The sequence below is a fragment of the Streptomyces sp. NBC_00984 genome, from assembly GCF_045162475.1.
Classification (GTDB): Bacteria; Actinomycetota; Actinomycetes; order Streptomycetales; family Streptomycetaceae; genus Streptomyces.
In genome coordinates, this window is record NZ_CP108735.1 from 110,422 (window position 1) to 132,782 (window position 22,361).

General features: G+C 67.7%; 19 protein-coding genes and 1 pseudogene. 8 read left to right on the forward strand and 12 right to left on the reverse strand.

The window, feature by feature from the left end; genetic code table 11:
* Positions 1–94: 94 nt before the first annotated feature.
* The 4 genes from OG520_RS40275 to OG520_RS40290 form a co-directional block, all read right to left on the reverse strand.
* A complete protein-coding gene (locus tag OG520_RS40275) occupies positions 95–400 on the reverse strand; it encodes an NAD-binding protein (RefSeq protein WP_331747819.1) in 306 nt (101 codons plus the stop codon).
* A complete protein-coding gene (locus OG520_RS40280) occupies positions 333–959 on the reverse strand; it encodes an NAD(P)-dependent oxidoreductase (protein WP_406016780.1) in 627 nt (208 codons plus the stop codon). Before OG520_RS40280 ends, OG520_RS40275 begins: the two co-directional genes overlap by 68 nt.
* Positions 960–1,049: 90 nt before the next feature.
* Positions 1,050–2,096 (reverse strand): beta-propeller fold lactonase family protein, encoded by a 1,047-nt coding sequence (locus OG520_RS40285; protein ID WP_331747823.1) that lies wholly within the window; start codon positions 2,094–2,096, stop codon positions 1,050–1,052.
* An 84-nt stretch (positions 2,097–2,180) separates the two neighbouring features.
* Positions 2,181–3,482: a Dyp-type peroxidase gene (locus tag OG520_RS40290; protein WP_406016708.1), complete on the reverse strand. Its 1,302-nt coding sequence runs from the start codon at positions 3,480–3,482 to the stop codon at positions 2,181–2,183.
* A gap of 1,115 nt (positions 3,483–4,597) precedes the next feature.
* Between OG520_RS40290 and OG520_RS40295 the strand changes: the two genes are divergently transcribed.
* A complete protein-coding gene (locus OG520_RS40295) occupies positions 4,598–5,248 on the forward strand; it encodes an SDR family oxidoreductase (protein WP_331747827.1) in 651 nt (216 codons plus the stop codon).
* A 51-nt stretch (positions 5,249–5,299) separates the two neighbouring features.
* On the opposite strand, the gene OG520_RS40300 is transcribed toward OG520_RS40295, so the two are convergent.
* Together OG520_RS40300 and OG520_RS40305 are read right to left on the reverse strand one after the other, a co-directional pair.
* The gene (locus OG520_RS40300; RefSeq protein ID WP_331747829.1) at positions 5,300–5,782 is read right to left on the reverse strand and encodes a (2Fe-2S)-binding protein; all 483 of its coding nucleotides are present in this window, start codon (positions 5,780–5,782) and stop codon (positions 5,300–5,302) included.
* Positions 5,779–6,099: a hypothetical protein gene (locus tag OG520_RS40305; protein ID WP_331747831.1), complete on the reverse strand. Its 321-nt coding sequence runs from the start codon at positions 6,097–6,099 to the stop codon at positions 5,779–5,781. The genes OG520_RS40300 and OG520_RS40305 overlap by 4 nt, the downstream gene beginning before the upstream one ends.
* On the opposite strand from OG520_RS40305, the gene OG520_RS40310 reads away from it, so the two are divergent.
* On the forward strand, positions 6,094–6,243 hold the full coding sequence (locus OG520_RS40310; RefSeq protein WP_331747833.1) for a hypothetical protein: 150 nt from the start codon (positions 6,094–6,096) through the stop codon (positions 6,241–6,243). The two genes, OG520_RS40305 and OG520_RS40310, sit on opposite strands and share 6 nt — an antisense overlap.
* A gap of 170 nt (positions 6,244–6,413) precedes the next feature.
* On the opposite strand, the gene OG520_RS40315 is transcribed toward OG520_RS40310, so the two are convergent.
* From OG520_RS40315 to OG520_RS40325, 3 genes are all read right to left on the reverse strand, one after another.
* Positions 6,414–6,989, reverse strand: coding sequence for a transcriptional regulator (locus tag OG520_RS40315; protein WP_331747835.1), 576 nt, complete (start codon positions 6,987–6,989; stop codon positions 6,414–6,416).
* Positions 6,990–7,845: 856 nt separating this feature from the next.
* Entirely contained in the window at positions 7,846–9,048 is a 1,203-nt protein-coding gene (locus OG520_RS40320; protein ID WP_331749493.1) for an IS110 family transposase, read from the reverse strand.
* A gap of 298 nt (positions 9,049–9,346) precedes the next feature.
* The gene (locus OG520_RS40325) at positions 9,347–9,979 is read right to left on the reverse strand and encodes a hypothetical protein (RefSeq protein ID WP_331747837.1); all 633 of its coding nucleotides are present in this window, start codon (positions 9,977–9,979) and stop codon (positions 9,347–9,349) included.
* A gap of 12 nt (positions 9,980–9,991) precedes the next feature.
* Here OG520_RS40325 and OG520_RS40330 point away from each other — a divergent pair, with 12 nt between their 5' ends.
* The 3 genes and pseudogenes from OG520_RS40330 to OG520_RS40340 form a co-directional block, all read left to right on the forward strand.
* On the forward strand, positions 9,992–10,219 hold the full coding sequence (locus OG520_RS40330; RefSeq protein ID WP_331747839.1) for a hypothetical protein: 228 nt from the start codon (positions 9,992–9,994) through the stop codon (positions 10,217–10,219).
* A gap of 334 nt (positions 10,220–10,553) precedes the next feature.
* Entirely contained in the window at positions 10,554–11,984 is a 1,431-nt protein-coding gene (locus OG520_RS40335; RefSeq protein ID WP_406016709.1) for an ankyrin repeat domain-containing protein, read from the forward strand.
* A 432-nt stretch (positions 11,985–12,416) separates the two neighbouring features.
* A pseudogene (locus OG520_RS40340) lies at positions 12,417–12,904 on the forward strand (AAA family ATPase); the annotation flags it as partial.
* A 3-nt stretch (positions 12,905–12,907) separates the two neighbouring features.
* Here OG520_RS40340 and OG520_RS40345 read toward each other — a convergent pair.
* Together OG520_RS40345 and OG520_RS40350 are read right to left on the reverse strand one after the other, a co-directional pair.
* Positions 12,908–13,606 carry a hypothetical protein gene (locus OG520_RS40345; protein WP_331747843.1) on the reverse strand — a complete coding sequence of 233 codons (699 nt, stop codon included), beginning with the start codon at positions 13,604–13,606 and terminating at the stop codon, positions 12,908–12,910.
* 45 nt (positions 13,607–13,651) lie between these two features.
* A complete protein-coding gene (locus tag OG520_RS40350) occupies positions 13,652–17,140 on the reverse strand; it encodes a hypothetical protein (protein WP_331747845.1) in 3,489 nt (1,162 codons plus the stop codon).
* A 432-nt stretch (positions 17,141–17,572) separates the two neighbouring features.
* Here OG520_RS40350 and OG520_RS40355 point away from each other — a divergent pair, with 432 nt between their 5' ends.
* Positions 17,573–17,755 carry a DUF6924 domain-containing protein gene (locus tag OG520_RS40355; protein ID WP_406016781.1) on the forward strand — a complete coding sequence of 61 codons (183 nt, stop codon included), beginning with the start codon at positions 17,573–17,575 and terminating at the stop codon, positions 17,753–17,755.
* Positions 17,756–17,896: 141 nt separating this feature from the next.
* On the opposite strand, the gene OG520_RS40360 is transcribed toward OG520_RS40355, so the two are convergent.
* On the reverse strand, positions 17,897–18,484 hold the full coding sequence (locus OG520_RS40360; protein WP_406016710.1) for a L,D-transpeptidase: 588 nt from the start codon (positions 18,482–18,484) through the stop codon (positions 17,897–17,899).
* 341 nt (positions 18,485–18,825) lie between these two features.
* Here OG520_RS40360 and OG520_RS40365 point away from each other — a divergent pair, with 341 nt between their 5' ends.
* Positions 18,826–19,905: a hypothetical protein gene (locus OG520_RS40365; protein WP_331747849.1), complete on the forward strand. Its 1,080-nt coding sequence runs from the start codon at positions 18,826–18,828 to the stop codon at positions 19,903–19,905.
* 302 nt (positions 19,906–20,207) lie between these two features.
* Positions 20,208–21,422, forward strand: coding sequence for an IS110 family transposase (locus tag OG520_RS40370; RefSeq protein WP_331747851.1), 1,215 nt, complete (start codon positions 20,208–20,210; stop codon positions 21,420–21,422).
* Positions 21,423–22,361 lie beyond the last annotated feature (939 nt).

Genomic DNA, 22,361 nt, shown 5'->3' on the forward strand with positions numbered 1-22,361 from the left:
GCCCCACCACACCTCGACACACCGTCAGACACCCGCACACCCAACAACGTGACAACGCCGTCACTGATCCTCCGATTCGCCGAGCACCTGAGGACTACGACCGCGGGTTCCTCAAGTAGTCGACGGCGGCGAGGTCATCGTTGTCGTGGCCGGCTGCGACGGTCGCTTCGAGGCGGTCCCGGACGGCCTGGAGCAGAGGGCTGGGGGTGGCGGCCGCCGCGGCCAGCTCGATGTCCTTCAGGGCGAGTCGCACCGCGAATCCGGGCGCGTATGAGGCGTCGTCCATGACGCCAACCTTCTGCAATTCGTACAGCATGGCGAGCGGACCCGCCTCAAGCACCCGGACGAACGTCGTGTGATCGACGCCGAGCGCGTCGCACAGCGCGAGGACATCGCTCATGGCGACCGTCGAGGCAGCCATCCACGCGTTGACCACGAGCTTGACGGCGCTGCCCTCGACCCCTGTTTCCGACGTGGAGCACGGACGAGCCGAGATCGTCGAGCAGGGGACGCGCTCGCTCAAGGATGTCCTCGGGGCCGGCTGCCAGCCAGACAAGTTTGCCCTGCCGAGCGGGCGCGGTGCTTCCCGAGACCGGTGCGTCGAGGTACGCCACACCGTGATCACGGGCCAGACCGGCCAGCAGGCCGGCGTGCCGCGGCCCTACCGTGCTCGCCTGCACCCAGACGGCATCGCTTTCGAGCCGACCGATGGCATCTGACATGACTTCCGCGACCGCATCTCCATCACGGAGCACAGTGATGACGACGGACGCGCCGGAGACCGCGTTGCCCACCGCCTTGACTGCCGTGACTCCGGCAGTGTGCTCCGCGACCGCACGGGCCTTCTCCTCCGTACAGTTCCAGAGCCGTACCTCGTGGCCGGTGTCTCCGAGACGCATCGCCATCGCGGCGCCGAGTGCGCCTGCTCCGAGAACAGCGACGATGGAAGCGTGAGACATGGAAGACCCCTTTTCCGTTCCCTTTGTCCATTTTCCGCCGGCAACCCGAGTCTTTCCTGGCAAGGAAACCTCCGGTGGGGCGTCGCGGGCTCAGCTCACTGCCACGCCGTAGGGGCTGGCACCGAGGGTGACGGTCGCGACGACCTTGTGGGAATTCGGGTCGATGACCTTGAGGGCGCCCGCTCCCTGGTTCGTGACGTAGATCGCCTCGTCGGTGACCTCCAGGTTGAACGGGTCGGTGCCGGGAGGGCCCAGGGCAATGGTCGAAGACACACGGTGGCTCCTGGTGTCGATCACGGACACGTTGCCCGGACCGAGGTCGGCGGAGTAGGCGAAGCGTCCGCCGGGCTCGACCGCCACGTCAAAGGGGCCCTCGCCGACGGACACGGTGGTCACCTTTCCGGTACGGGTTTCGACGGCGAGGACGTGCGCTGCCACCTCGTCGGCGACGTAGGCCGACTTGCCGTCCGGTGTGGTGGCGACGCCCACCGGAGAGCGCCCTGCGGGAAGGTCCCGGTCGACCCGGCGCGTGCGGGTGTTGATGACCGACAGGCTGCCGGACCCGGAATTCGCCACGTAGGCCGAACCACCGTCAGGGCTGAACGCCACGTTCACCGGAGACTTGCCGACCGGGATGGTCGAGGCCACCCGGTCGGTGCGGGTGTCGATCAACGAGACGTTGTTCGAACTGCCGTTGGTGACGTAGAGGAAGCCGCCATCGGGGCTGAGGCCGACACCGGTGGGGCTCTTTCCCACCGGCACGGTTGCGACGATCTTGTTGTTGCTGGTGTCGAGGACCGAGACCCGGTCCGAGCCGCTGTTGGCGATGTACACGTGCCTGCCGTCCTTGGCGACTGCGACGCCTTCGGGCGCCACGCCGGCCGGCACGGTCGCGATGACCTTGTAGGTGCGGGCGTCGATCACCGAGAGCGTGTCGTCCTGCTGGTTCGTGACATACACGCGGCCACCGGCACCGGGGTGGACGGGCGCGACCGGCACGTCGGAGTCCTTGCGGACCGAGGCGGCGGGCGTACAGGAGATCAACAGGATCCCGATGCCCGCCGCGAGTGCCGGCCGCAGCGTCCTGCCGGGGCGCCGACGGCCGCTTTCGACTCGGGTCCGCAGGACAGAGAACATCTCGCCTCCTGTGCGCATTGCGATGGTTCGGTCCGGGGCCGGGCGGGGCGGCGTCGCGCCGACGCCGCCCGAGGCAGAGAAGGGTCAGGTCAGGAGCCCGCGGGCGTAGTAGTCCTTCTCGTCCCGAACTCCGGGGAGTGCGAAGAAGTAACCGCCGCCCCGGGGGCTGATGTACGGCACCAGCGTTTCGTCTTCCAGCCGGGTCTGCATGGCGACGTAGGTGTTCAGCTCTTGCTGGAAGCAGACGAACGCATGCCCCATGTCGAGTTCCGGTGGGTTGGGGCTCCGGTCGTAGTCGTAACTGCGACGCAGGATGGTGCTGGTCGCCGCGGTCTGCGGAGTCTGGGGGTTGGCGAGGCGGATGTGAGAATTCAGCGGGGTGATCAGGCCTTGCGGGTCGTTCGTGTAGATGGGGTCGAGGAGATCCGTGACGTTCTCATCCACGGCGTACATGGGGGCGCCACTGGCCTTGCGGCGGCCGAAGATCCGCTCTTGTTGAGCAACGGGCACCTTCTGCCACGCCTCGATGTAGAAGTGCACGATACGCACCACGTGGTACGTGCCGCCCGCGGCCCAAGCCGGTTCCGGGCCCTTCGGCTGGACCCAGACCACCTGATTCATCTGGGCGTCGTCGGTGACGGTCGGGTTGGAGATGCCGTCCTTGAAGCCGAACCAGTCACGCCGGACACCGACGGGACGCTCCGGATTACGCTGGCCGTCAATGCGCCAGCGCAGCTTCATCGCGGACTTGATGTGGGTCAGGATGTCGAGCAGCGCATGCACCGTCGTGTCGCGGTGATCGGCGCAGATCTGGATCAGCAGATCGCCCTGGCTCAGTGCGGGGTCGAGGTCGTCGTGGCGGAAGGGCGTCATCGTGACGAGCTGGACCGGCTTGCGCGTGCTCAATCCGTAGCGGTCATCGAAGAGGGATGCGCCCACTGCGACTGTGAGGGTGAGACCGTCCGCCACGAACGTGGGTCCCATGATGCCGTTGTCCGATGGTGTTGCGGTCGGCGGCACCTCCGGTGGCCTGCCGCCCGCCGTGAGGAAGCGGGCCCGCGCGGTCAGCGTGCGGAACAGGTCGGTGAGCTCTGCGCGGTCGGAAGCGGTCACGTCGAACGAGACGAAAATCGCGTCCTGTTGGGGCGCAGTCGCGATCCCTGCCTGGTGATAGCCATGGAAGGGGATCACACGGGATTTCGGCTGTGCCTTGACTTCGGCCACCGGGACGGCAACCGCCGCACCCCCGCCCAAGGCGGTCCCGCCCGCCACTCCGGCCACGCCCGCGGCGGCGCCGTGCAGAAACGACCGCCGGGCAAACACACTCGCCGGGCACCCTTCGCCGCTCCACCCGTCCTCCAGTCTCGCGGATGTCTCGTCAGTCATGGTTCCTCTCAGGCAAGGAGCCCGGTGCCGAACCGTACGGCGCTGCCGCCATCGGATTCCGTGACCGGCCCCGGCTCAAACCGCGCGCGACCGCACACGGCAGCCCAACCGGCCTCCGGACTGCCGCCGGTGACACAACTGTTTCGCAAAACGTAATATATGGGACGGTCAGGCCCGCGCCACTTGAACAGACACCGCTCGGCAGACTTACCCCCCACCGATGTCGCGCCGGGATCACGGCCCGTCGAGCGCGCGGCGGCGGTGACGCCCCGTACCGGCGTGGGAGCCCGAGCACACGCCAAGGAACTCACCGTACGGGCCATCGGTGCGGCGGGCGGGTAACACACGGGCACGCACTCCGGGAGCAGGTCTTGTACGTGGTGACTCGGACCGGGCGCTACCCCGTTCCGGACAAGCCGCTCGACGCGTTTACGCATGACACGGAGCCAGGAGCGGTCTCATGAGGCCACTCCTGCGGCGACCTTCTTGATCAGCGCGGTGACCTCGGCAGCTTTGGGCATGACTCGACGGAGACCAGCAGGATGCGGGACACCTACACCGATCCTTGCGAGCCGGCACGAAGGTCCGCTCCACCGTCTGGAACGGCTCGTCCATGCGGGTGCTGTCCGGAGCGGATTCCCCCGCATCGTGCTGGACGAAGTCCACCACCAGCGACCGCCTGACCCCGAAGACCGCGTCCCGCTCCGCACAGGGGTCGTCACTGCAGACCAGCATGGTGATCAGTGGCTCGAAACCTTCGGCATGCAGGTTTCCCCGGTGGCGAGCGTCGACCTCCACCGACTGGCGCAGGCCGCCGGGAAGGGAGCCTCGGGCTGTAGGCGCCAGGGAGGTGCGCGTAGCCGGAGGCTGTGGGACAAAGGCCTGCCCCGTGGCGGCCGGGCAGGTCACAGCACCGGCGCCTGAACACACGCGGGCATGCCGACGCCTCCTGAAAACCGCGTACTCGGCACGTGCCACGCTGCGATGGCAGACTGACGGCAGTCACCTTTCAGAAGGGTTCATCCCGTTCTGTCCGTTACTCGTCGGTCGTCGCACGGTAGGGAGCTGGATCGTGACCACCTCCGTCCTTGTAGGGGGCAGCAGTGGGCTGGGTCGTGCCGTGGCCCAGCGGCTCGCGGACCGCGGACCGCGGCGACAGCGTCGTCATCACGAGCCGCTCCCAGGAGCGCGCCACGGCCGTGGCCAGGGAGATCGGTGGCGCTGCCCAGGGGCTGGCTCTCGACCTGGCACGGCCGGAGACGATCGCCGACGCACTCGCCGAGGTGGGCGAGGTCGACTGTCTGGTCATCAGCGTCATCGAGCAGAGCGCCAACTCCATCGACGACTTCGACATCGCGGCCGCGGTGCGGACCGTGACCATCAAGCTGGTTGCCTACGTCGAGACGGTGCGGGCTCTGCACGGCCGGCTGACCTTCGATGCGTCCGTGGTGCTCTTCGGCGGCCTGGCCAAGGAACGCCCCTATCCCGGCTCCACCATGGTGACCACCGCCAACGGGGGCATCAGCGCCCTGGTGCGGACCTTGGCGGTGGAGCTCGCGCCCCGTCGCGTCAACGCGATCCACCCGGGCGTCGTGGGAGACAGCCCGAAGTGGATCGACGTGCCGGACCATCCCCACGCGCCACGCACCCCCATCGGGCGCCTGGTGACGACAGCGGAGGTCGTAGGCGCCACCGAGTTCCTCCTCCGTAACACCGGCATCAACGCCGTGGATCTGTTCGTGGACGGCGGGTTGCGCGTGACCTGACGGCCGTCGCCGACTCCGGGGAGCCGCGTTCCCGCGCGGGGCAGACGGGTGTCAGGCGGTGGTTTCCCCTTGTTCCTGGGCCGCGCGCGTGATGGCGCGTCGAATGGGTTCGTAGCCTGTGCACCGGCAGATGTTGGAGCCGACAACGCCCGCGATGGCCTCCGGATGGTCAACGAGGTCGGGATCGGTGTCGAGCGTCCCTGCGGCCACCATGAGGAAGCCGGGTGTGCAGAAGCCGCACTGAAGCGCGTGCTCGGCCGAGAAGGCACGTTGCAGCGGGTGGGGTTCGCCATCGGGTCCCGCGAGGCCCTCCACCGTACGAACGGAGCTGCCATCGCACTGCACGGCCAGCACCAGGCACGCGCGAACCGGCTCGCCGTCCATGAGCACGGTGCAGGCCCCGCAGATGCCGTGCTCGCACCCCAGATGCGTACCGGTCAGGCCCAGGTCGTCACGCAGGACGTCCGCGAGCAGGCGCCGGGGCTCCACGTCGAGGCCGTGTGCGGTTCCGTTCACAGTGAGCGTGATCCTCATCGGTGGTCCCCCTCGCGTGCGGCGAGACGTGCGCACAGATCGAGCGCCGCCTCGCGGAGTGTTCTGCCGACCAGGACGGCGATGGCCTGCCGCTTGTACTCCACGTCGGCGTACGGTTCGGCGAGCGGTGCAGCATCCTCCTGGGCGGCGACGCGGCCCGCGCGGGCGAACGGATGGTCGTCGGGCAGCCGCCGCCCCGCGGGAAGCGGACCGATTTCGGTATCGAGCAGGGTACGTTCGGCGGCACGGGCCCGTACCGGGCGGTCGGCGGAGTTGACCAGTCCGATCCGCGCGTCGCCGATCACTCCCTCGTGCACCGTGAGAGCGGCCGCGACGGCGACCTGGGCGAAGCAGAAGTGGGTACGGCGGTGCTCGATGAAGCCGACCCCGGTGTGCTCGCCGAGCAGCGGGAGGTGGCACGGTCAGACGGGGCCACCATCGGCGGGCACCCGACGCCCTGAGACAGCCGACACCCGCGGCCCCCGATGGGCTGGCAGACCGCGCGCGCCTGTGCCATCAGCTCATCACGGAGCGCACCTGAGGAAGGCCACTGTTTCGCGCAGACGTTTCGCTGCCCGGGTTGACTTTAATCACGCCCATCACCCCATTACGGCGCCTCGGCCGAGTGAGGCTACGCGGCGAAGCCGACGTTGGTGACGTACTCGTACTGGCCCCACTGCGAACCGAGGTCGGGCAGAACGTCGGTGGTCCACTCATCGTCAAGGCCCTGGACGTCGCCCGCGGCCCAGGCCTCGACGATCCGGTCCCAGCGACGGACGTTTATCGTCCGGTACTCCACCAGCCGCTGCAGAGGCCTGGCCACCTGCGACTGGTTCAGCGGGTGGATCTCCACCCTGGTCCCGCGCCCTTCACGATTCAGGCGGGCCAGGAGATGCCGGGCCACATTACGGCGGCGCACCGTCCGGTAGGCAGCGTCGATGCGCTCCAGGTTGGCCTTCGACGGCCGGCGCGTGCCCTCCAGCCACGCCTGCAGCGTCCGGTCGGTCACCGTCAGGCCTGCGTCCTTGGCCGCGGCAAGGCTGTGCTCGGTCTTCGTCAGGTAGTGCAGGCGGGCCATCAGGCCGCGCTTCGCGGTGACCGGGGTGACAATGCCGCCCACGAGGTCGTCGAGCTGCCGGATGACGGCATCGCTCCCCTTGATGCCCCGGGCGCCGAACTTCCCGAAGTCGATGTTCCTCTCCGGCACTTCGCACTCTTTCCGTCGAACTTCGCTGCCTGAAAAGGCAGTTGAGATTCTACCGTATGCAGGCCTATCAGAGGTTATGTGATGCTTTCTTCCGGCGATCGACGCCTTGCCTGACAGCTGAAGCGCGCCCAGAACGCCGCACGGCTCCCTTCTCGATGGCACAGCCCTTCCCTGCTGTCCTACCCCGGCCCGAGAAAGGGAGCTGAGATATGCGGGGCCTTAAGGGACGGGCTACGGAGGTACCGAAGCCGAACGGCCCCCAGGGCCGGGCGGCGGAACCGTCCACCGGCATCAGCCACCCCTCCCTTGCTTTTGAACGTCATGGTCAGCACCACCCGAGATCAGTACCACTGATGCCCCCTACGGTCCGCGCCTTATCCGCGGCGCAGCACGCGAAGCTTCCTCAGCCACAGAGGATCCGGCCTGCGGATTACCGAAGGACATCAGATAGGGGAGAACTGGCATTCCTGCTGGTCACAGCGCTGAACATGGGTGCGTGGCGTCACCTTTGCAGGGACATTCGAGTCCTTAAGTGTCTCTACTGGGTAGACATTGAGTGGCCGAAAGGTCGGAATAGCTGACATGACACTCCGCAATGAGGTCGGTATCCCTGACGTTTCGCGCATCTCGTGTCACCTTCGGTACTCCGTAGGAAACTGCCTTGTTCTCCTCAACCTTCGGGGAGAGATGTCACCCGTGGGGTGACACACGACGCACCAAGGGTCAGAAACCATCGACTGGCTGCGCACCGCCCTGGGCGAGGGCAAGGAACCACCGGATACGCAGAACAATCCCTGTCTCGATCAGAGCCGCAAGGCGTGATCCCCGCGCGGGGGGGGTGCCTCTATGTCTTTCGTCAAGCGAGGCGTGGGGTTCGGGGTTCGTAGAAGGTGCCGTCGCGGAGCATCGCGAACAGCACGCTGACGCGATGGCGGGCGAGGCGGAGGAGAGCCTGGGTGTGGGTCTTCCCGCGGGCCCGGCATCGGTCGTAGTAGGTGCGGGAGGCGGGATCGTGCAGGGCGGCGAAGGCCGAGAGGAACATGGCCCGTTTGAGCTGCCGGTTTCCGCCTCTGGGTGCGTGTTCGCCGTGGATCGAGGTCCCCGACGACTTCGTCGTCGGGGCGAGCCCGGCGTAGGAGGCGAGGTGGGCGGCGCTGGGGAAGCTGGTGCCGTCGCCGACGGTGACCAGCAGGACGGCGGCGGTCCTGACCGCGACCCCTGGCATCGAGGTCAGGACCGTGGAAAGAGGGTGTGCCTCCAACAGGGTCCGGATCTGGACTTCCAGAGCCCGGCGCTGGTCGTGGACGGCCGCGAGCGAGCGGGCCAGGGACGGCACCACGACATCCAGGGTGCCGGTCCCGGGCACCACGACGGTCTGCTCGTCGAGCGCGTCGAAGACCTCGTCGATCAACCGGGCGGCCATGCGTGGGGCCTTGGGCCGGATCACTTCGACGAGCCTGTGGCGACCGGCTTTCCGCAGCGCTGCCGGAGAGCCATAGCGCTCGAGGAGCCAGGTGACCGCCTGGTGGTCGAGGCGGGGGCCAAGGACACGTTCGAGGCTGGGGTGGAACTGGGTGAGCAGGCCTCGTATGCGGTTGCTGGTGCGGGTTGCCTCGGCCGCGAGGTCCTGGTCGAAGCCGACGAGGACCGTGAGCTCGGCGGTGATCTCGTCGGTCAGCTCCAGCGAGCGCAGGGTGTGTGGCATGGTGCGGGCGGCGTCCGCGATCACCGCCGCGTCCTTGGCGTCGGTCTTGGCTTCGCCCGGGTAGAGGTCGGCGATGCGCCGCATCGCGAGTCCGGGCAGGTAGGCGACCTTGCAGCCGGCATCCCGGGCGACGGTCAGGGGCAGGGCGCCGATGGAGGCGGACTGGTCCACGATCACCAGCACGGTCCCGAACTTTGCGGCCAGCTTGTCGAACACGGCCCGCAGTTTCGGCTCGCTGTTGGGCAGGGGCTTGTCGAAGACCTTCTTGCCGGCCGGGGTCAGCCCGTGGCCGTGGTGGGTGCTTTTGCCGACGTCCAGGCCGAGGAAGACGCCCACGTCACCGATGTCGTACAACCCATCCTCCCGAGCGGGGTTCGTGCGGTGCTGGCCAAGGCGTTGGCGCCATACGCGCGCATCCACGTTATGCAGACCTGCCGCCCGCAAACGGCCGGGCATTGCACCCGGCCAGGCGGTAGTTGGACCTCTCATCAGCGTCTCCTACGGCGCCTCTCGGGCCCGGTGACACCACCCCCCAGGCCATCGCTCGACAGGGGGACGCAGTCATGCCGGGCCCGGAGGCCAGCGGCCCTCTTGCAGGACCGCGAAAAACATAACGGGGAGAGAAACAGAACGGCTTCCGAGGCGCAGCGCGTTACTCGGGCTTCGGAAGCAGGACACGCAGCCGTGGGTAGCGAATGAGCAGACGGGCGAGCTGGGTGCTGAGGAAGCCCGGCCTGAGCACGGCGGCGGTGTGAGTGTCCCAGAAGTTCGCCACGGTGCGCTTGGCGTGGGCGTGGGCCGTCTCGGACGGCTTGGTCTCGTCATGGTCGGGAAGGTGCCGGCCGTACACGGGGATCACCTCGACACCGGCTGCGCGCAGCGCGCACAGGCAGTGCTGGCCGTTGGTCAGGTTCTTGAGCCCGGTGTCCCACCAGATGTGGCCCCCGCCGATCAGAGGGCGAAACCAGGCCCGGTCACGGTCGCTCAGGTGCGCGGCGCGGTAGAGCCGGTCCTGTTCGTCGCTGTCGCGTTCGGTGCGGGCGAAGGCGAGCACGGCCTCGGCGATGGCCTTCCAGGCGTCGGCCCGGCGGTAGGGACAGGTGGAGAAGTCCCGCCCGCCGAGCTGGGTGAACAGCTCGGCGTGGGCGGTCTTGCTGTGTCCTTTGGGGTAGGTGGCGGCCAGGTTCTTGGCCCGCTCACCAGCCAGGAGTTCGTGGATCACGAGCTGACCGGTGTCGGGGCGTGGCTGGTTGGCGACGGCTTCGAGCCGGACGATCCCGGGCACACGGTCACGTGTGTGGCCCCGTCCCGCATCCGCGGCCGCCGCTCCTACCAGACCACCATCGGGCAGACCGGGGATCACCTCCGGGACCTGGCCGCCACGGGCGCTGACTTCACCGCGCCGGGGTCACGGATTCTGATCCTGCCCGAGGACCGCTCCGCGCGCGCCGCCTCGCTGTCCGATGCGGACTTCGCCGACGAATTGGTGGTCGTGGAGGAAGGTCTGGCGCTCGCGACCCGGTGAGTGGTCCGTGGAAAGGACGGCGTAGTGGGCGTGGCCGGCGGCGTCCACTGGTACTACGGGCTGATCGAGCGGGTGGTGGAGGAGACCTCGATCCTGGACGACGCCTCGGCGGAAGCCGCGGCTCGGTCCCGCCTCGCTGCCTCGTCCCCGGCTCCCGTGTTCCTCGACTCCCAGGAAGCCACGCTGTCCCGGGATGCGGGCGGTTGGGCGCAGCCGCACTCGCCCGCACCACCGTGGACATTGAGTGGCTTGCGTACGCCAGAGGGGCTGCCGAGACACCCGGCGGCCCCTCTGGATTGTCCAACTGTTCCACCGCGCACCACGTGATCCCACCGTGGATCAGCGCGTGTGGCCAGCTTGGGGCCACCGCGCGGCGGTGCCTGACCTCGGCGGAATCAGCACTCCGGCGCGCATGGGTAATCCCGACGCGCTACGGGACGCGGGGTCAGATGCGGACCTGTGTGATCACGGCGGGAGAAGTGAAGTCGATGAAGGCGCCAGTAGCGAGGATGGGAGTGTTGAAGCTGGCGCCTCCGCTGACGGGGACGGCATCCCGTTCCTGCTGTCCGCGGCCGACAGCGGCGACAGCGCTCTCGTACGAGCATTCCTCGATGCCGGGCTGCATGTCGATGCCGACTGCGGCTACGAACGCGGCACCACCGCGTTGATGTGCGCGGTGCAGGAGGACCATGGGCAGCTCGCCGAGTTCTTGCTCGCAGGCGGTGCGGACCCGAATCTGGTCGAGTCTGGCGACGTCGACCCTGGCACGGCCCTGCCCTTGGCGATGGACTTGCCCGGTCCCGACTCTCTCGTGGCGATTCTCCTCGACGCCGGCGCTGCCCCGGACCTGGCACGCCCGGACGGTTGGACCCCCCTCATGCTCGCCGCCTTCCACGGCCACGAGGCGGTGGTGCGCCGCCTGCTCAAAGCCGGCGCCAACGTGCACGCCAGCGCGTACGACGGTGAGCTCAACGCACTGTCTGCCGCCCGTCAGGGTCAGCGTGAGGGCATAGCCCGACTACTGCTGGACCGCGGAGCGACAGAACCGGGCCTCGTGCGCCTGGCACGGTCCCAGGCCGAGCTGGACGAGTGGCTGGCCGCACACCCGCGCGGTGTCCCGCTCGGACCGCCGACGCACGGCGACGATGCCGAGGTCGATGCCCGTGCCGGACGGCTGGCCCGAATCGTGGACGACATCGCCGCCTGGTTCACCACGAACGCCCCGCCCGCCGCGTCTCGGGTCGAAGCAGCCCGGGGCGGCGCGGACCCGGCGGAGATCGCCTCCGCAGAGGCTGTCCTCGGGGTTCGCCTGCCCGCCGGGTTCCGGGCATACCTGCGCCTGTTCGGCGGTGCCGACGGGCTGGACATCGCCGAATACGACGGGCTGTCTCTGCGTGGCGCGCTGAGCAGCTGGCAGAGGCTGGAGGAACTGCGCGCCGGTGGTGCCTTTGCCACCTGGGTGCCGAAGGAAGTCGAGGCCGACAACGGGTACGTACGCTTCACTTGGTGGCACCCTGGCTGGCTGCCCTTCGCCCAGGACGGCGGCGGCAACCTGTTCTGCATCGACCTCGACCCGGATGAGCGCGGCACGGTGGGCCAGGTCATCAGCTGGGAGGTCCACGCAGGCCCGGCCGGGCCTGTACTGCCGTCTATCGAGGACTGCCTGCGGCGCTACCTCGACCGGCTGCGCGCCGGCAAGTACCGCTTCGACCCGGACACCGGTCACCTACAGGACTGTCACCTTGATGAGCCGACGATCAGTTAGGCGCGGCATGGGCTTCCAACTGGTTGAGCGCGCCTCAGAGGCATTCCGACAGTCACTGACCGAGAAGGAAATGAGGGAGATCTGCCGACGGACCTGCCGTGGCTGGCGGTCACCGCGTCGTTGATGCCGCAGGCGCTCGTCGCGGACTGATCGCACGAGGTGATCGGCCGGGACTGGTGATCCAGACCCACCTGGACGGCGTCCCGGCCCCGGAACGCATGGGGCGTATCCGCGTGCGACGTGAACGGAGTTCTTCCGGCAGACGGGTGCCGTTGCCCGCTCCGCGCACGATGCGCCCGGTTCGCGCATCGGGCCCGTCGGCGGCCCAGGGTATGGGTCGTGGAGTGAGGTGGTGATCGCGTCGCCGCGGGCAGTCATTTCGGGTGCCGCCTGACGGGCGGCACCGCGCGGTTGCACACGACGTCCGCACTCGGCGACCGAGGCCGGGGCGCCGCGCTGTTCGTCGGCGACTCCGGCACGGGCAAGGCCAGATCGACGGAGGTCACGGAGGCGGCGGGCGTGAACGGCGTCCTCCTCTTCGACGAGGCGGACGCCATCTTTGGCAAGCTCTCGGACGTGTAGGACGCGCACGACCGCTACGCGAACGTGGAGTCCGCGTACCTCCTCCAGCGCATGGAGTCCTTCGACGGCCTGGCGATCGTCGCCACCAACCTCCGCGCCAACCTGGACGACGCCTTCACCCGCCACCTCGACCTGATAGTCGACTTCCCGGACCCGCGCAACGCCTCCTGCTGTGGGCAGCAACATCCGCTCGATCGCGGTGACGGCGGCGTACCTTGGCGGCGGAGGCGGGCGGGGCGCTGACAATGCTCATCCACGCGGTCCAGCGGGAGTACCAGAAGCTGGGGCGGCTGACACTGGCTTCGGAGTTCGGGCCGTACACGCACCTGTTGGTATGAGGGTCACGCGTCCTTGCCCAGCACGCTCATTCGCTCCTCCAGCCGGGCCCGGAGGTCCGACAGGTCGTCATCGGGGAACTCCCGGGCGACTAAGTCGAGCCCCTCGCCCAGGTAGGGCAGGGAGGCGCTCATGCCGTAGTTGTCCGGATCTGGATCCGCGAACAGGTACGGCCAGTCGTAGAGGCCCTTGGTACGCACCAGCGTGTCGAGGTAGTCGCCGTAGCCGAGGTCGAGACGGGTGGGTCCCTGCCTGAGGTCGAAGTACCAGAGCTCCGGCGGAGCCTGGTCGGGGGCGAGTCGCATCGCGGTGTATGTCCCGGTTCCACCCACAGGATGGGTCTCGAAGATCCTGAATCCATGGATCAGCCGCTCCTCTTCAGATGCCGTCGCGGCGACCGGCTTCTTCCCGGCTCCGAGGAGCAGCGCCTCACCAATGTGCCTCAGGTGGAATTCCCCGGCGATCGTCTGGAAGGGTTCCAGGGCTCGCCAGGCGAAGACGAGACCGGAATGTCGGTGAAAGTTCAGGGTCAGCGCTGCGGGAAGCGGGGTCTTCTCCACGGCTCGCACGATGTGGAAGGCGTCCTCGGCGCGCTCCATGTAGGCGGCCAGCGGACCCGAGTCATAGGTGTCTACGCGCAGGGACCCACACGCCTGGACCTGCTCCACCATCTCTCGGAGTCGGCGCTCGTAGTCGGTTTCCATATCTCCTCCGGATCGCGCTCATACGATTACTTCTTCAAGTGAAGGTCAGTCGAACCTGAGCCGGCCCGCCGTGGCGGCATTGGTGAGCTGAGTCGCGAGGTTCGGAAATCTTCCGATGGCGTCAGTGAGGTCGGTGAACTCCCTCTTCTTCGACTCCTCCTTGATCTTCTTTGCATCTGTCTTACATATTCCGAGAGAGTCGAATATGGAGAAATTCACCCTTCGCGCATTGATGCGCAACACATCGTTGTTCAGGCTCTTCGGCGGGTCCTGCTTGTCTGAGAACGAGCCACCGCCGCCCCGAGGCGCACGCTCGCTCCATGTGCCGTTCGAGTGGTCGTATCCACCCCATTCGACCTCGATCTTCCCGGGAAATCCGGGGTGCGCCGAGAAGTAGGTGACGCCCACCCGATACCAGACCATGCGCTCGTACGCCGGATCCGACGCAGCCTTGCGGAGGGACTTCCTGGCAGGGTTCTCGATGCCGCTGTAGAACATCGGGTTATTGACGAAGCCTCGCGCTGGGACCAGGTTCGAGTCGGCCGCGTCTCCGCCGAGGAAGGCGGGCAGCAGATGCATCTTGACCCAGGCGTTGCTGTCCGGACGGCCCGGTTTCGGATCGTTGTAGGCCTTGGCCGTGGCCCAGCCGATCAAGGTCGCGCCGTCGTACGACCCCGCTTCGGTCCCCTTCTCGATGTCCTTGTCGATATAGCTCGCCTTGAAGGGGCTGGCGAGGACGCCGTAGACCATCGGGGGGAGCACCGGTGGGGGCAGTGGGGGTGTGGCTCCCGGTCTTTTCTCCAGAAGGGCCGCGAGCTGTGCGAGGGAGGCGAGGAGATCGTCGTACGATTTCTGTCCGGTGCTCGCCCCCGATGGCAGGGCGCGAAAGGCGCGGTGCAGCGTGTCGACCTCGTCTCTCTTCTTCCCGGCAGCCGTCAGTGCCGCGCGGGACGCGCCTTCAGGGTCGCTGGCGGTCTCCAGTTCGGATTCCCAGTCCGTCAGGTACTTCCCGATGTCCTGTGGGCTGCTGTGCACGACCAGCCTGGCATTGGCGCTCTTTCCGTCGAACTGAACCTTGTGGCTCTCTTTGTCGAGCGACTGGAACCCCTTCTTGGGAAGCGGGAACGCCGAGGCACTCTTCTCGTCGCTCCCCTTCTTGCCTCCCGGTCCCTTCTTCCCTGGCCGGGACTTTTCCTTGAGCTTCGCCCAGAGCTTCTTCCCTGCTTTGGTAATGAGGCCCACGATTTTGTCGATGGCGCGGTTGACGGGTTTGGCGACGGCGTGGAAGACGGATTTGACTTTGTTGGCGAGGGAGCCGATGCCGAGGAGTGAGGCGAGGAATCCGATCAGCAATGGGACGCTGGTGGCGAGGGCCGCCTCGACCATCTTTGGGACGCCTGCCGAGCCGCCGTTGGCGATGGCGATCACCGCATCCAGGACGGCGTTGACGAATTCGACGATCTGGGCGCCCTGGTTCACGATGAACGTGACGATGTCGATGATTCCCTTGACCGCGCGGACGAAGGCGGAGGCGGGGTTGAGGAGGGAGATGATCCAGGTGATCCCGGCGATGATGACGGTGGGGATCAGGTAGCTGGTGAGTTTTTCGAGGATGGTGGCCTTGAGGTCGCCGGCCTCGGACTCGATTTCCTTGACGGCGCCTGCGGGGCCCTCGGCGGCGAGTTTCTTGGCGACGGGGACGGACTGTTCGACGGCGGTCAGGGCCTGGTCGGGGATGCCCTTGCGGGTGATGCGGGCGCGGATGTTGGCCCAGGTCAGGCCGAGGAGGGAGCCGATGAGCTGGATGATGCCCTTGAGGTCGAACTTCTGGGGGAGTTCGAGGCCTGCTTTGACGGCGGTGCCCAGCAGCCAGGACACGACACCTGTTTTGAGGTGTTCGGCGATGTTGGTGACGAAGAGGTTGAGGCCTGCGCCGACCGCGCGTACGAGGTTGCCGAGGAACCCGATGGGGTCCTTGATGATCTTCATGATCGCGGAGGCGGCCTTGGCGAGAATCCCCAGCAGGAGGTTCTTCAGCTCGTTGATCGTCTTGATGACGCCGACGATCGCGTCCTTCGCCTTGTCGATCAGGCCCTTGTTGGCCTCCTGGAGCTTCTTGATCTCCTCGTCGACCTTGTTCAGCGCCGCGGTGTACTTCTGCGCGAGATCCTGGACCAGCTGGTCGGACTTCTCGTTGACCGTGGCTTCGAGGTCGTCGAACTTCCCCGCGAAATCCTTCGCCGCGTCCTGGCCGAACTGCTTCAGGTCTGCGGGGAGTCTGTCGACCTCTGCCTTGAGTTCGGTGCGGCCCTTCGCGATGCGGGCCTTGGCCTTGCCCAGTTCGGTGCCGATGATGTCGGCGACCGAAGAGATGACGGTCTGCATCTTCGCCACGTAGAGCTTGCGGGCCTCCTGGTAGAGGTTGTTCGCCTCCTTCGGGAGGCCGGCGAACTTGTCCTTGACCCAGCGCGCCTTGCCGGTCCAGCCCGAATAGCGTTTGTCCTTGTACGCCTTCATCCGGCGCTTGTGGTCCGCGGTGAATGCGTCCCTGGCCGCCTTCTCGCCCGAGGTGAATGCCGTGTCGACCTTCTTGTCGAGGTCGGAGAGGGTGGTCTCGACGTCCTTCTTCGTGCCGTCGTAGACCTTCTGCAGCTTCGCCGTGACCTCGGCGCGCTTCTTCTCGTCCTTGCTCTTGGTCTCGCCCTTGCCGCCGTCGACCTGCTTGCCCGCCGACGCCCGGGTCGCGGTCAGGGCGTTCATGGCCTGGGTGCCGGAGGCCGCCGCCCCTGCCTTCGCCGTGCTCAGTTGCTGGGCTTCGGCCGCCTTGCCCTTGGCGGGGGCCTTCGCGGAGTCCGTTTCTGCGGTCTTCTTCGCGGAGAGGGCCTGGTCGAACTCGGGCTCGTTGCCCTTGGCGAGCTGGTCCTCGGTGACCTCCGCGTCCGCCATTGTCTGGTCGTTGGCGGCAGGGCCTTCGGAGAAGTCGGTGACGGCGGCGGGTTGCTGGGCGGGGACCGCGTCCACCGCCGACGGGGCGCCGGGGTTGCCCGGGGCCTGGTCCGGGGACATCGGGGTGACCGGCTTGTCCTTGGCCGCCGAGGTGTCCGGTGGGGCCTTCGTCGCCGTGTCGATGTCCTTGGCCGAGGACTCCTTCCCGTCCTTGACCTTCCCGTCGACCTCGCCCTTGATCTTGTCCGCCTTGCCGGACTTCGAGAACTTGTCGGCGTCGTCGAGATTCTTCGGGGCCTGGGCGTCGATCGCCTTGTTCACCGCGTCGATGAACGCCTGCTTGTTGAACTCGCCGGGCTTCGCGGCGTTCATTTTTTCGGCGTTGGCCGCCTTGCCCTGGGCCTCTCTGTCGTCGGGGGGTGCGACGGCCGCGTCCTGCGCCGATTTGGACTCGGTGGCGGCGGGGGCGTGGTGGGCCAGGATCTCCTTCTTCGCGGCGACATCGGCGATGACCTTGCGCATCCCCGGTGCCTGCGACGAGGACGGCTTCTCCGGCGCCACATACCGCTGTGCGACCAGCCGAGACACCGCCGCGTTACCCGCCGCACCTTGGAGACGCTGCAGGCTACGTACGGTCAGGCCCCTGCCCGTAGGAACGGGGCTCAGGGTCGGGGCGGGGGCAGGTTCCGGATGGCCCGTGGTGGGAGTCGGGTTGGGCTTCGGCGCGGGCGTCGCCTTCTCCGGGCCAGGCGGCATGACAGAGAGCCTTCCGTCAATTGACCGGTCTGCCCATGAGGGAACGGGTAGGGGTGCGGGCAACCCTGCTGCCCGATGGGGAAGAGTTACCGCACGAGTGTTGCCGCGTCCGGAAGCAAGGACGCCCAGCAACCCTCCGCCGGGCAGCGCGAACCGGCAGGCCGGGCGCCGGCTTGCTGGCACGTACTCGCTTGCTCAGCTTGAACGTCCGGACTGTTCTTTCGTCGCCGACTCCATGCCCCCCGACGCACCCTGAGCAACCCGCTGCTCGCCGTCTCACTGGATGAAGAGGACGAAGAACGCACCTTCCGTATCATCCCCAAGCGGATTCCCACCATGGCATCCACCCTCTTCACCGCCCACTCCGACTTCGCCGACTACGCCGGAGACATGGACAACCACGGAATCCTCGGACCGGAAGTTGTTCACCCACTTCCCTCCGCGTGAAGTCCCGTCGCCCGTTGTCTTTGGGCATGACGGAGCGGCGCTCAAGGTCCAAGGGACTTTGCGGGCGCGCCTTGTCCGGAGCGGGCCGTGGCCCGGCTGCGGGGGCCGGGCCACGGTGTTGTCAGGGGATTCTTGAGACGGTCAGTTGACGACCTTCAGTGTCTTCGGCCATCCGATCCGGTCGAGGAGTCGGAACAGCTCCTTGATCTTCTCGGGCTGCATCTTGATGCAGCCCTTGGAGAGGAAGTCGTTCGGGTTGTTGTCCGTCCACTGCCGGGGCTCGGGGCTGCCCTGGCTGCCGTTCCTGTTCATCTCGCTGTGGATGAACAGGCTGTCGCGGTTGGTGCGGCCGTTGGAACAGACCTTGTCGGACAGGCGGATGGCGTAGCCCTTGATGAGGTCGCCGTTGTACGTACGGGAGTGCGAGCGGATGGTGTAGGTGCCGTTGGGCAGCCAGCCGTGTTCGGACTCGCATTCGTCCTGGGTGGTCCCGGAGCCGGCCCGGAAGTTCGCCCACACCTTGGTGCCCTTGATGACGGACAGCTTGGAGTAGGAGGCGTGCTTCTGGTTCTTGTCGAATTTCAGCGTGACGGTGCTTGCCGCGGTGGTGGTGCCCTTGGCGGCGGTGCCGGTGTTCTCGGCCTGGGCGGCAGGGGTGAAAAGGGCGAGCGTGACGGCGGCCGCAGTGGCCGTCGTGGCGCATACCAGGCGTGTCCGGGCAGTGGTCATCAGCGTTACTCCTCGGGTGGGTTGAGATGGCGGCGGCTCACGGTGATCCATGCGCCTGTGCTCGGCGCATGCCTGCGGAATGGGGCGGGGACCAGCGAGCTCGTCGAGCCGGTAGGGCTTCGCGAGTTCCAGCATTGACGAATGTCAGGCATCACCACCACAGGTGGAGGTGGGTGTCGCTTCCCGTGCTCGTCCCGCTGGCGTCCCGGGTGGCACCGGTACGGCATCTACCTGCTGGAACAACGGAAGTCCGGGATGAGGGAGGGACATTGGCGGGAGACGGGGACACGCGTCGCGACGCGGATTCCAGGTCGGTAGAGCAACCTGCGACGGAGAGAGAAGTGCTCGCTCAGAGGCTCCGGGCCGCGTGGGCGGCATCGGACTCGCCGCTGCCGCTGGATCGGCTCGAAGCGAAGCTGAAGGAGCGGCTAAAGGGGCAGAACGTCAGAGGGCTGGGACGGACTTCTATCGGCCGCTACATGGATCCGGGGCACACCCCCCTGCCGGACAAGGCCGTGCTCGCAGCACTGGCGGAGATCTTCGGTGTCGGTGACGACGAACGGGCGCAGTGGCACTGCCTGCACACACGGGCGAAGGCTGCTCAGAGGCAGCGCCAGCTTCAGCGTCCGGTTGCCGGAGGCCAGGAAGCCTCCGCCACACCGCTCGTCCCTCACGAGGAAGTCGTGCGGGGCTGCGCCGAGCTCGGCACCATCACGCCCACTGCCCCGATGGCCCCGGATACAGGGGAGACGGACGGCAACGCGTCAGTCACTTCCTGTCGGCCCGTCGCCCTTGCCCGGGGATCGGACGGTGACGAAGGCACCGGGGGGAGCGGCCGGTGGGACCGGATTCCGGCGTCGGCGAAGGTCGCGTCGGCTGCCCTCGCGCTGCTCGTAGCGGGCGGCGTACTGGCAGCTGCGCCGTGGGACCGGCGCGATTCCGGCAGCCTGGCTGTGCCGGGCAGGGCTGCGGGAGCCGGCCCGGAGGGGACCCCCGTCTCCGGCATGCTGGAGAAAGGGTCCCTTGGCGCGGACAGCCGGTGCAGCGTCCCGTTCCAGGGGCCCGAGGCTGTCATCTGGCGCGTGTGCGGACGCGTCGATCCCAGCCACGTCTCCTTCGCCCTCAAGATCACCAACCAGGGCCGCGACGCGATCACGGTCAAAGTCCACCTGGAGTGGGCGCGGGCCTCCAAGCTCCACTCGTGCCCACAGCAGCCGAACACCAAGCCACTGAGAATCCCTGCCGGAGAGTCTGTCGTCACGGACCCCGCCCAGTGCACCGTGCTCCGTGGAGAAACGGCCTTCGCCTATCAGGGAGCGGGCTGGGTATTCGCGAAGGACGCCAATGGGGGGTCGTACCGGCTGTCGCCCACCGCGCACATCCGCCCCGACGGAGTCACCTGGCAGCCTGACCTGGTGTGATCAGCAGTCGGTCCCGGGGGTCGGCAGAGCGCCACCTGCCCCCGTTATGTTTTTCGCGGTCCTGCAAGAGGGCCGCTGGCCTCCGGGCCCGGCATGACTGTGTCCCCCTGTCGAACGGATGACCTGGGGGGTGGTGTCACCGGGCCCGGGAGGTGCCGTCGGAGACGCTGATGAGAGGTCCGGCCGCTGCCCGGTCCGGCGCAATGCCGGACAGCTCGCGGGCAGCAGGTCTGCATAACGTGGATGCGCGCGTACGACACCACTGCCGAGGCCGGCGCCGTCAACTCGTATGGAGAGGTGCGATGTTCGACACCGAAGACGTGGGCGTGTTCCTCGGCCTGGACGTCGGTAAGAGTGCTCACCACGGCCATGGACTCACCCCGGCCGGGAAGAAGGTCTTCGACAAGCAGCTGCCCAACAGCGAGCCGAAGCTGCGGGCCGTGTTCGAGAAACTGACCGCGAAGTTCGGCACCGTTCTGGTGATCGTGGACCAGCCCGCCTCCATCGGCGCTCTCCCGCTGGCCGTGGCCCGGGACGCGGGCTGCCAGGTCGCCTACCTGCCCGGCCTGGCGATGCGCCGGATCGCCGACCTGTATCCGGGCAAGGCGAAGACCGACGCGCGTGACGCGGCGGTGATCGCGGACGCGGCCCGCACCCTGCCGCACACCCTGCGCTCTCTGGAACTGACCGACGAGATCACCGCCGAACTGACCGTCCTGGTGGGCTTCGATCAGGACCTCGCCGCCGAGGCCACCCGCACATCCAACCGGATACGCGGCCTGCTCACCCAGTTCCACCCCAGCCTCGAACGCGTCCTGGGACCACGCCTGGACCACCAGGCCGTCACCTGGCTGCTCGAACGCCACGGATCCCCGGCCGCACTGCGAAAGGCCGGACGCCGCCGCCTCGTCGAACTCATCCGGCCCAAGGCCCCACGCATGGCTGCCCGGCTGATCGACGACGTCTTCGACGCACTCGACGAGCAGACCGTCGTCGTGCCGGGGACCGGCACCCTCGACATCGTTGTGCCCTCCCTGGCCCGCTCGCTCGCGGCCGTCCAGGAACAGCGCCGGGCCCTGGAAGCCCAGATCAACACCCTTTTGGAGGCTCACCCTCTTTCCCCGGTCCTGACGTCGATGCCCGGCGTCGGAGTCAGGACCGCCGCAGTCCTGCTGGTCACCGTCGGCGACGGCACCAACTTCCCCACCGCCGCCCACCTCGCTTCCTACGCCGGCCTCGCCCCCACCACGAAATCCTCCGGCACATCGATCCACGGCGAGCACGCACCCCGAGGCGGAAACCGGCAGCTCAAACGCGCCATGTTCCTCTCCGCCTTCGCCTGCATGAACGCCGATCCCGCCTCCCGCGCCTACTACGACAAGCAACGCGCCCGCGGCAAAACCCACACCCAGGCCCTCCTCCGCCTCGCCCGCCAACGCACCAGCGTCCTGTTCGCCATGCTCCGAGACGGCACCTTCTACGAATCCCGAACCCCCACCATCACCCTCGCCGCATAACCAAGTCACACAGCACAAATGCGGCAGCACCGCCTTGACGAAGAACATAGAGGCACCCCCCGTCTGGGCGAAGGGATCACCCGGTTCCGGTCGGAGCCGTCGCCTCTGTCCTCTGCTGCTTTCGGGGCGGGCCTGCCCGCGTAGCCCACAGGAGGCCCGCGTGACCAAGCACCTCTTCCTGCTCCAGTCCGAGCTTCAGCACGAGGTCGAGGCGTGGGTCGCACGGCATGAGGACCTGTGGTCTCAGCTGCCCTCCTCCATCGCACCCAAGGGGAGCACCCACGCACACCTGTTGGGGGCGCGGGGGAGAACGTACGGCATCCTGTCCTTGACGGTGCGAAAGACGGGCAGGGGGCGCGGAGCGTGCGCAGAAGAATCGCCGACCGAGTACTGGAGGTGGGTGACTACGTTCAGGTGGCGGCGGAGCGGACGAATCCCGACGGGGTGCGGCCCGGCGAGGGGTACGCCCGTATCGAGCGGTTGGAACGTATTGCCGAGGTCACGTTCCTGGACGAAGGGGCTGACAGCGTGCATTCCGACCGGGCGGCGCGGCGGGGTATCACGGCCGTGTTCTGCCAGGGGATGCCCGGTCCGGTCCTGCTACGTCCAGGCGATCACTGGGTTCTGACGCACCCGGATGCCCAGCGGCAGGATTGGGACGAGGCGAACCCGACCTGGAACGGCACGACAGCGGTGTTTGCCCATGGCATGATCCCCCAGGGCCGTCAGCCTTGTCGGGACGATGACCCGCCTGCTGGGGCGGCTGGGTTCGCCGGGGGGAATGCGGCGGTGCCCCGGCGCCGCGCGACCGTGTTCAGCAAGCCGTCTGTGGCCGTGGGGGCCGGGGACTACCTCCAGCTCCACGCGGTGCGGCACCCCGAGCCGGACATGGGTCCGGACGAGGGCTTCCACCGCGTCGAGTGCGTCGCCCACCTTGAT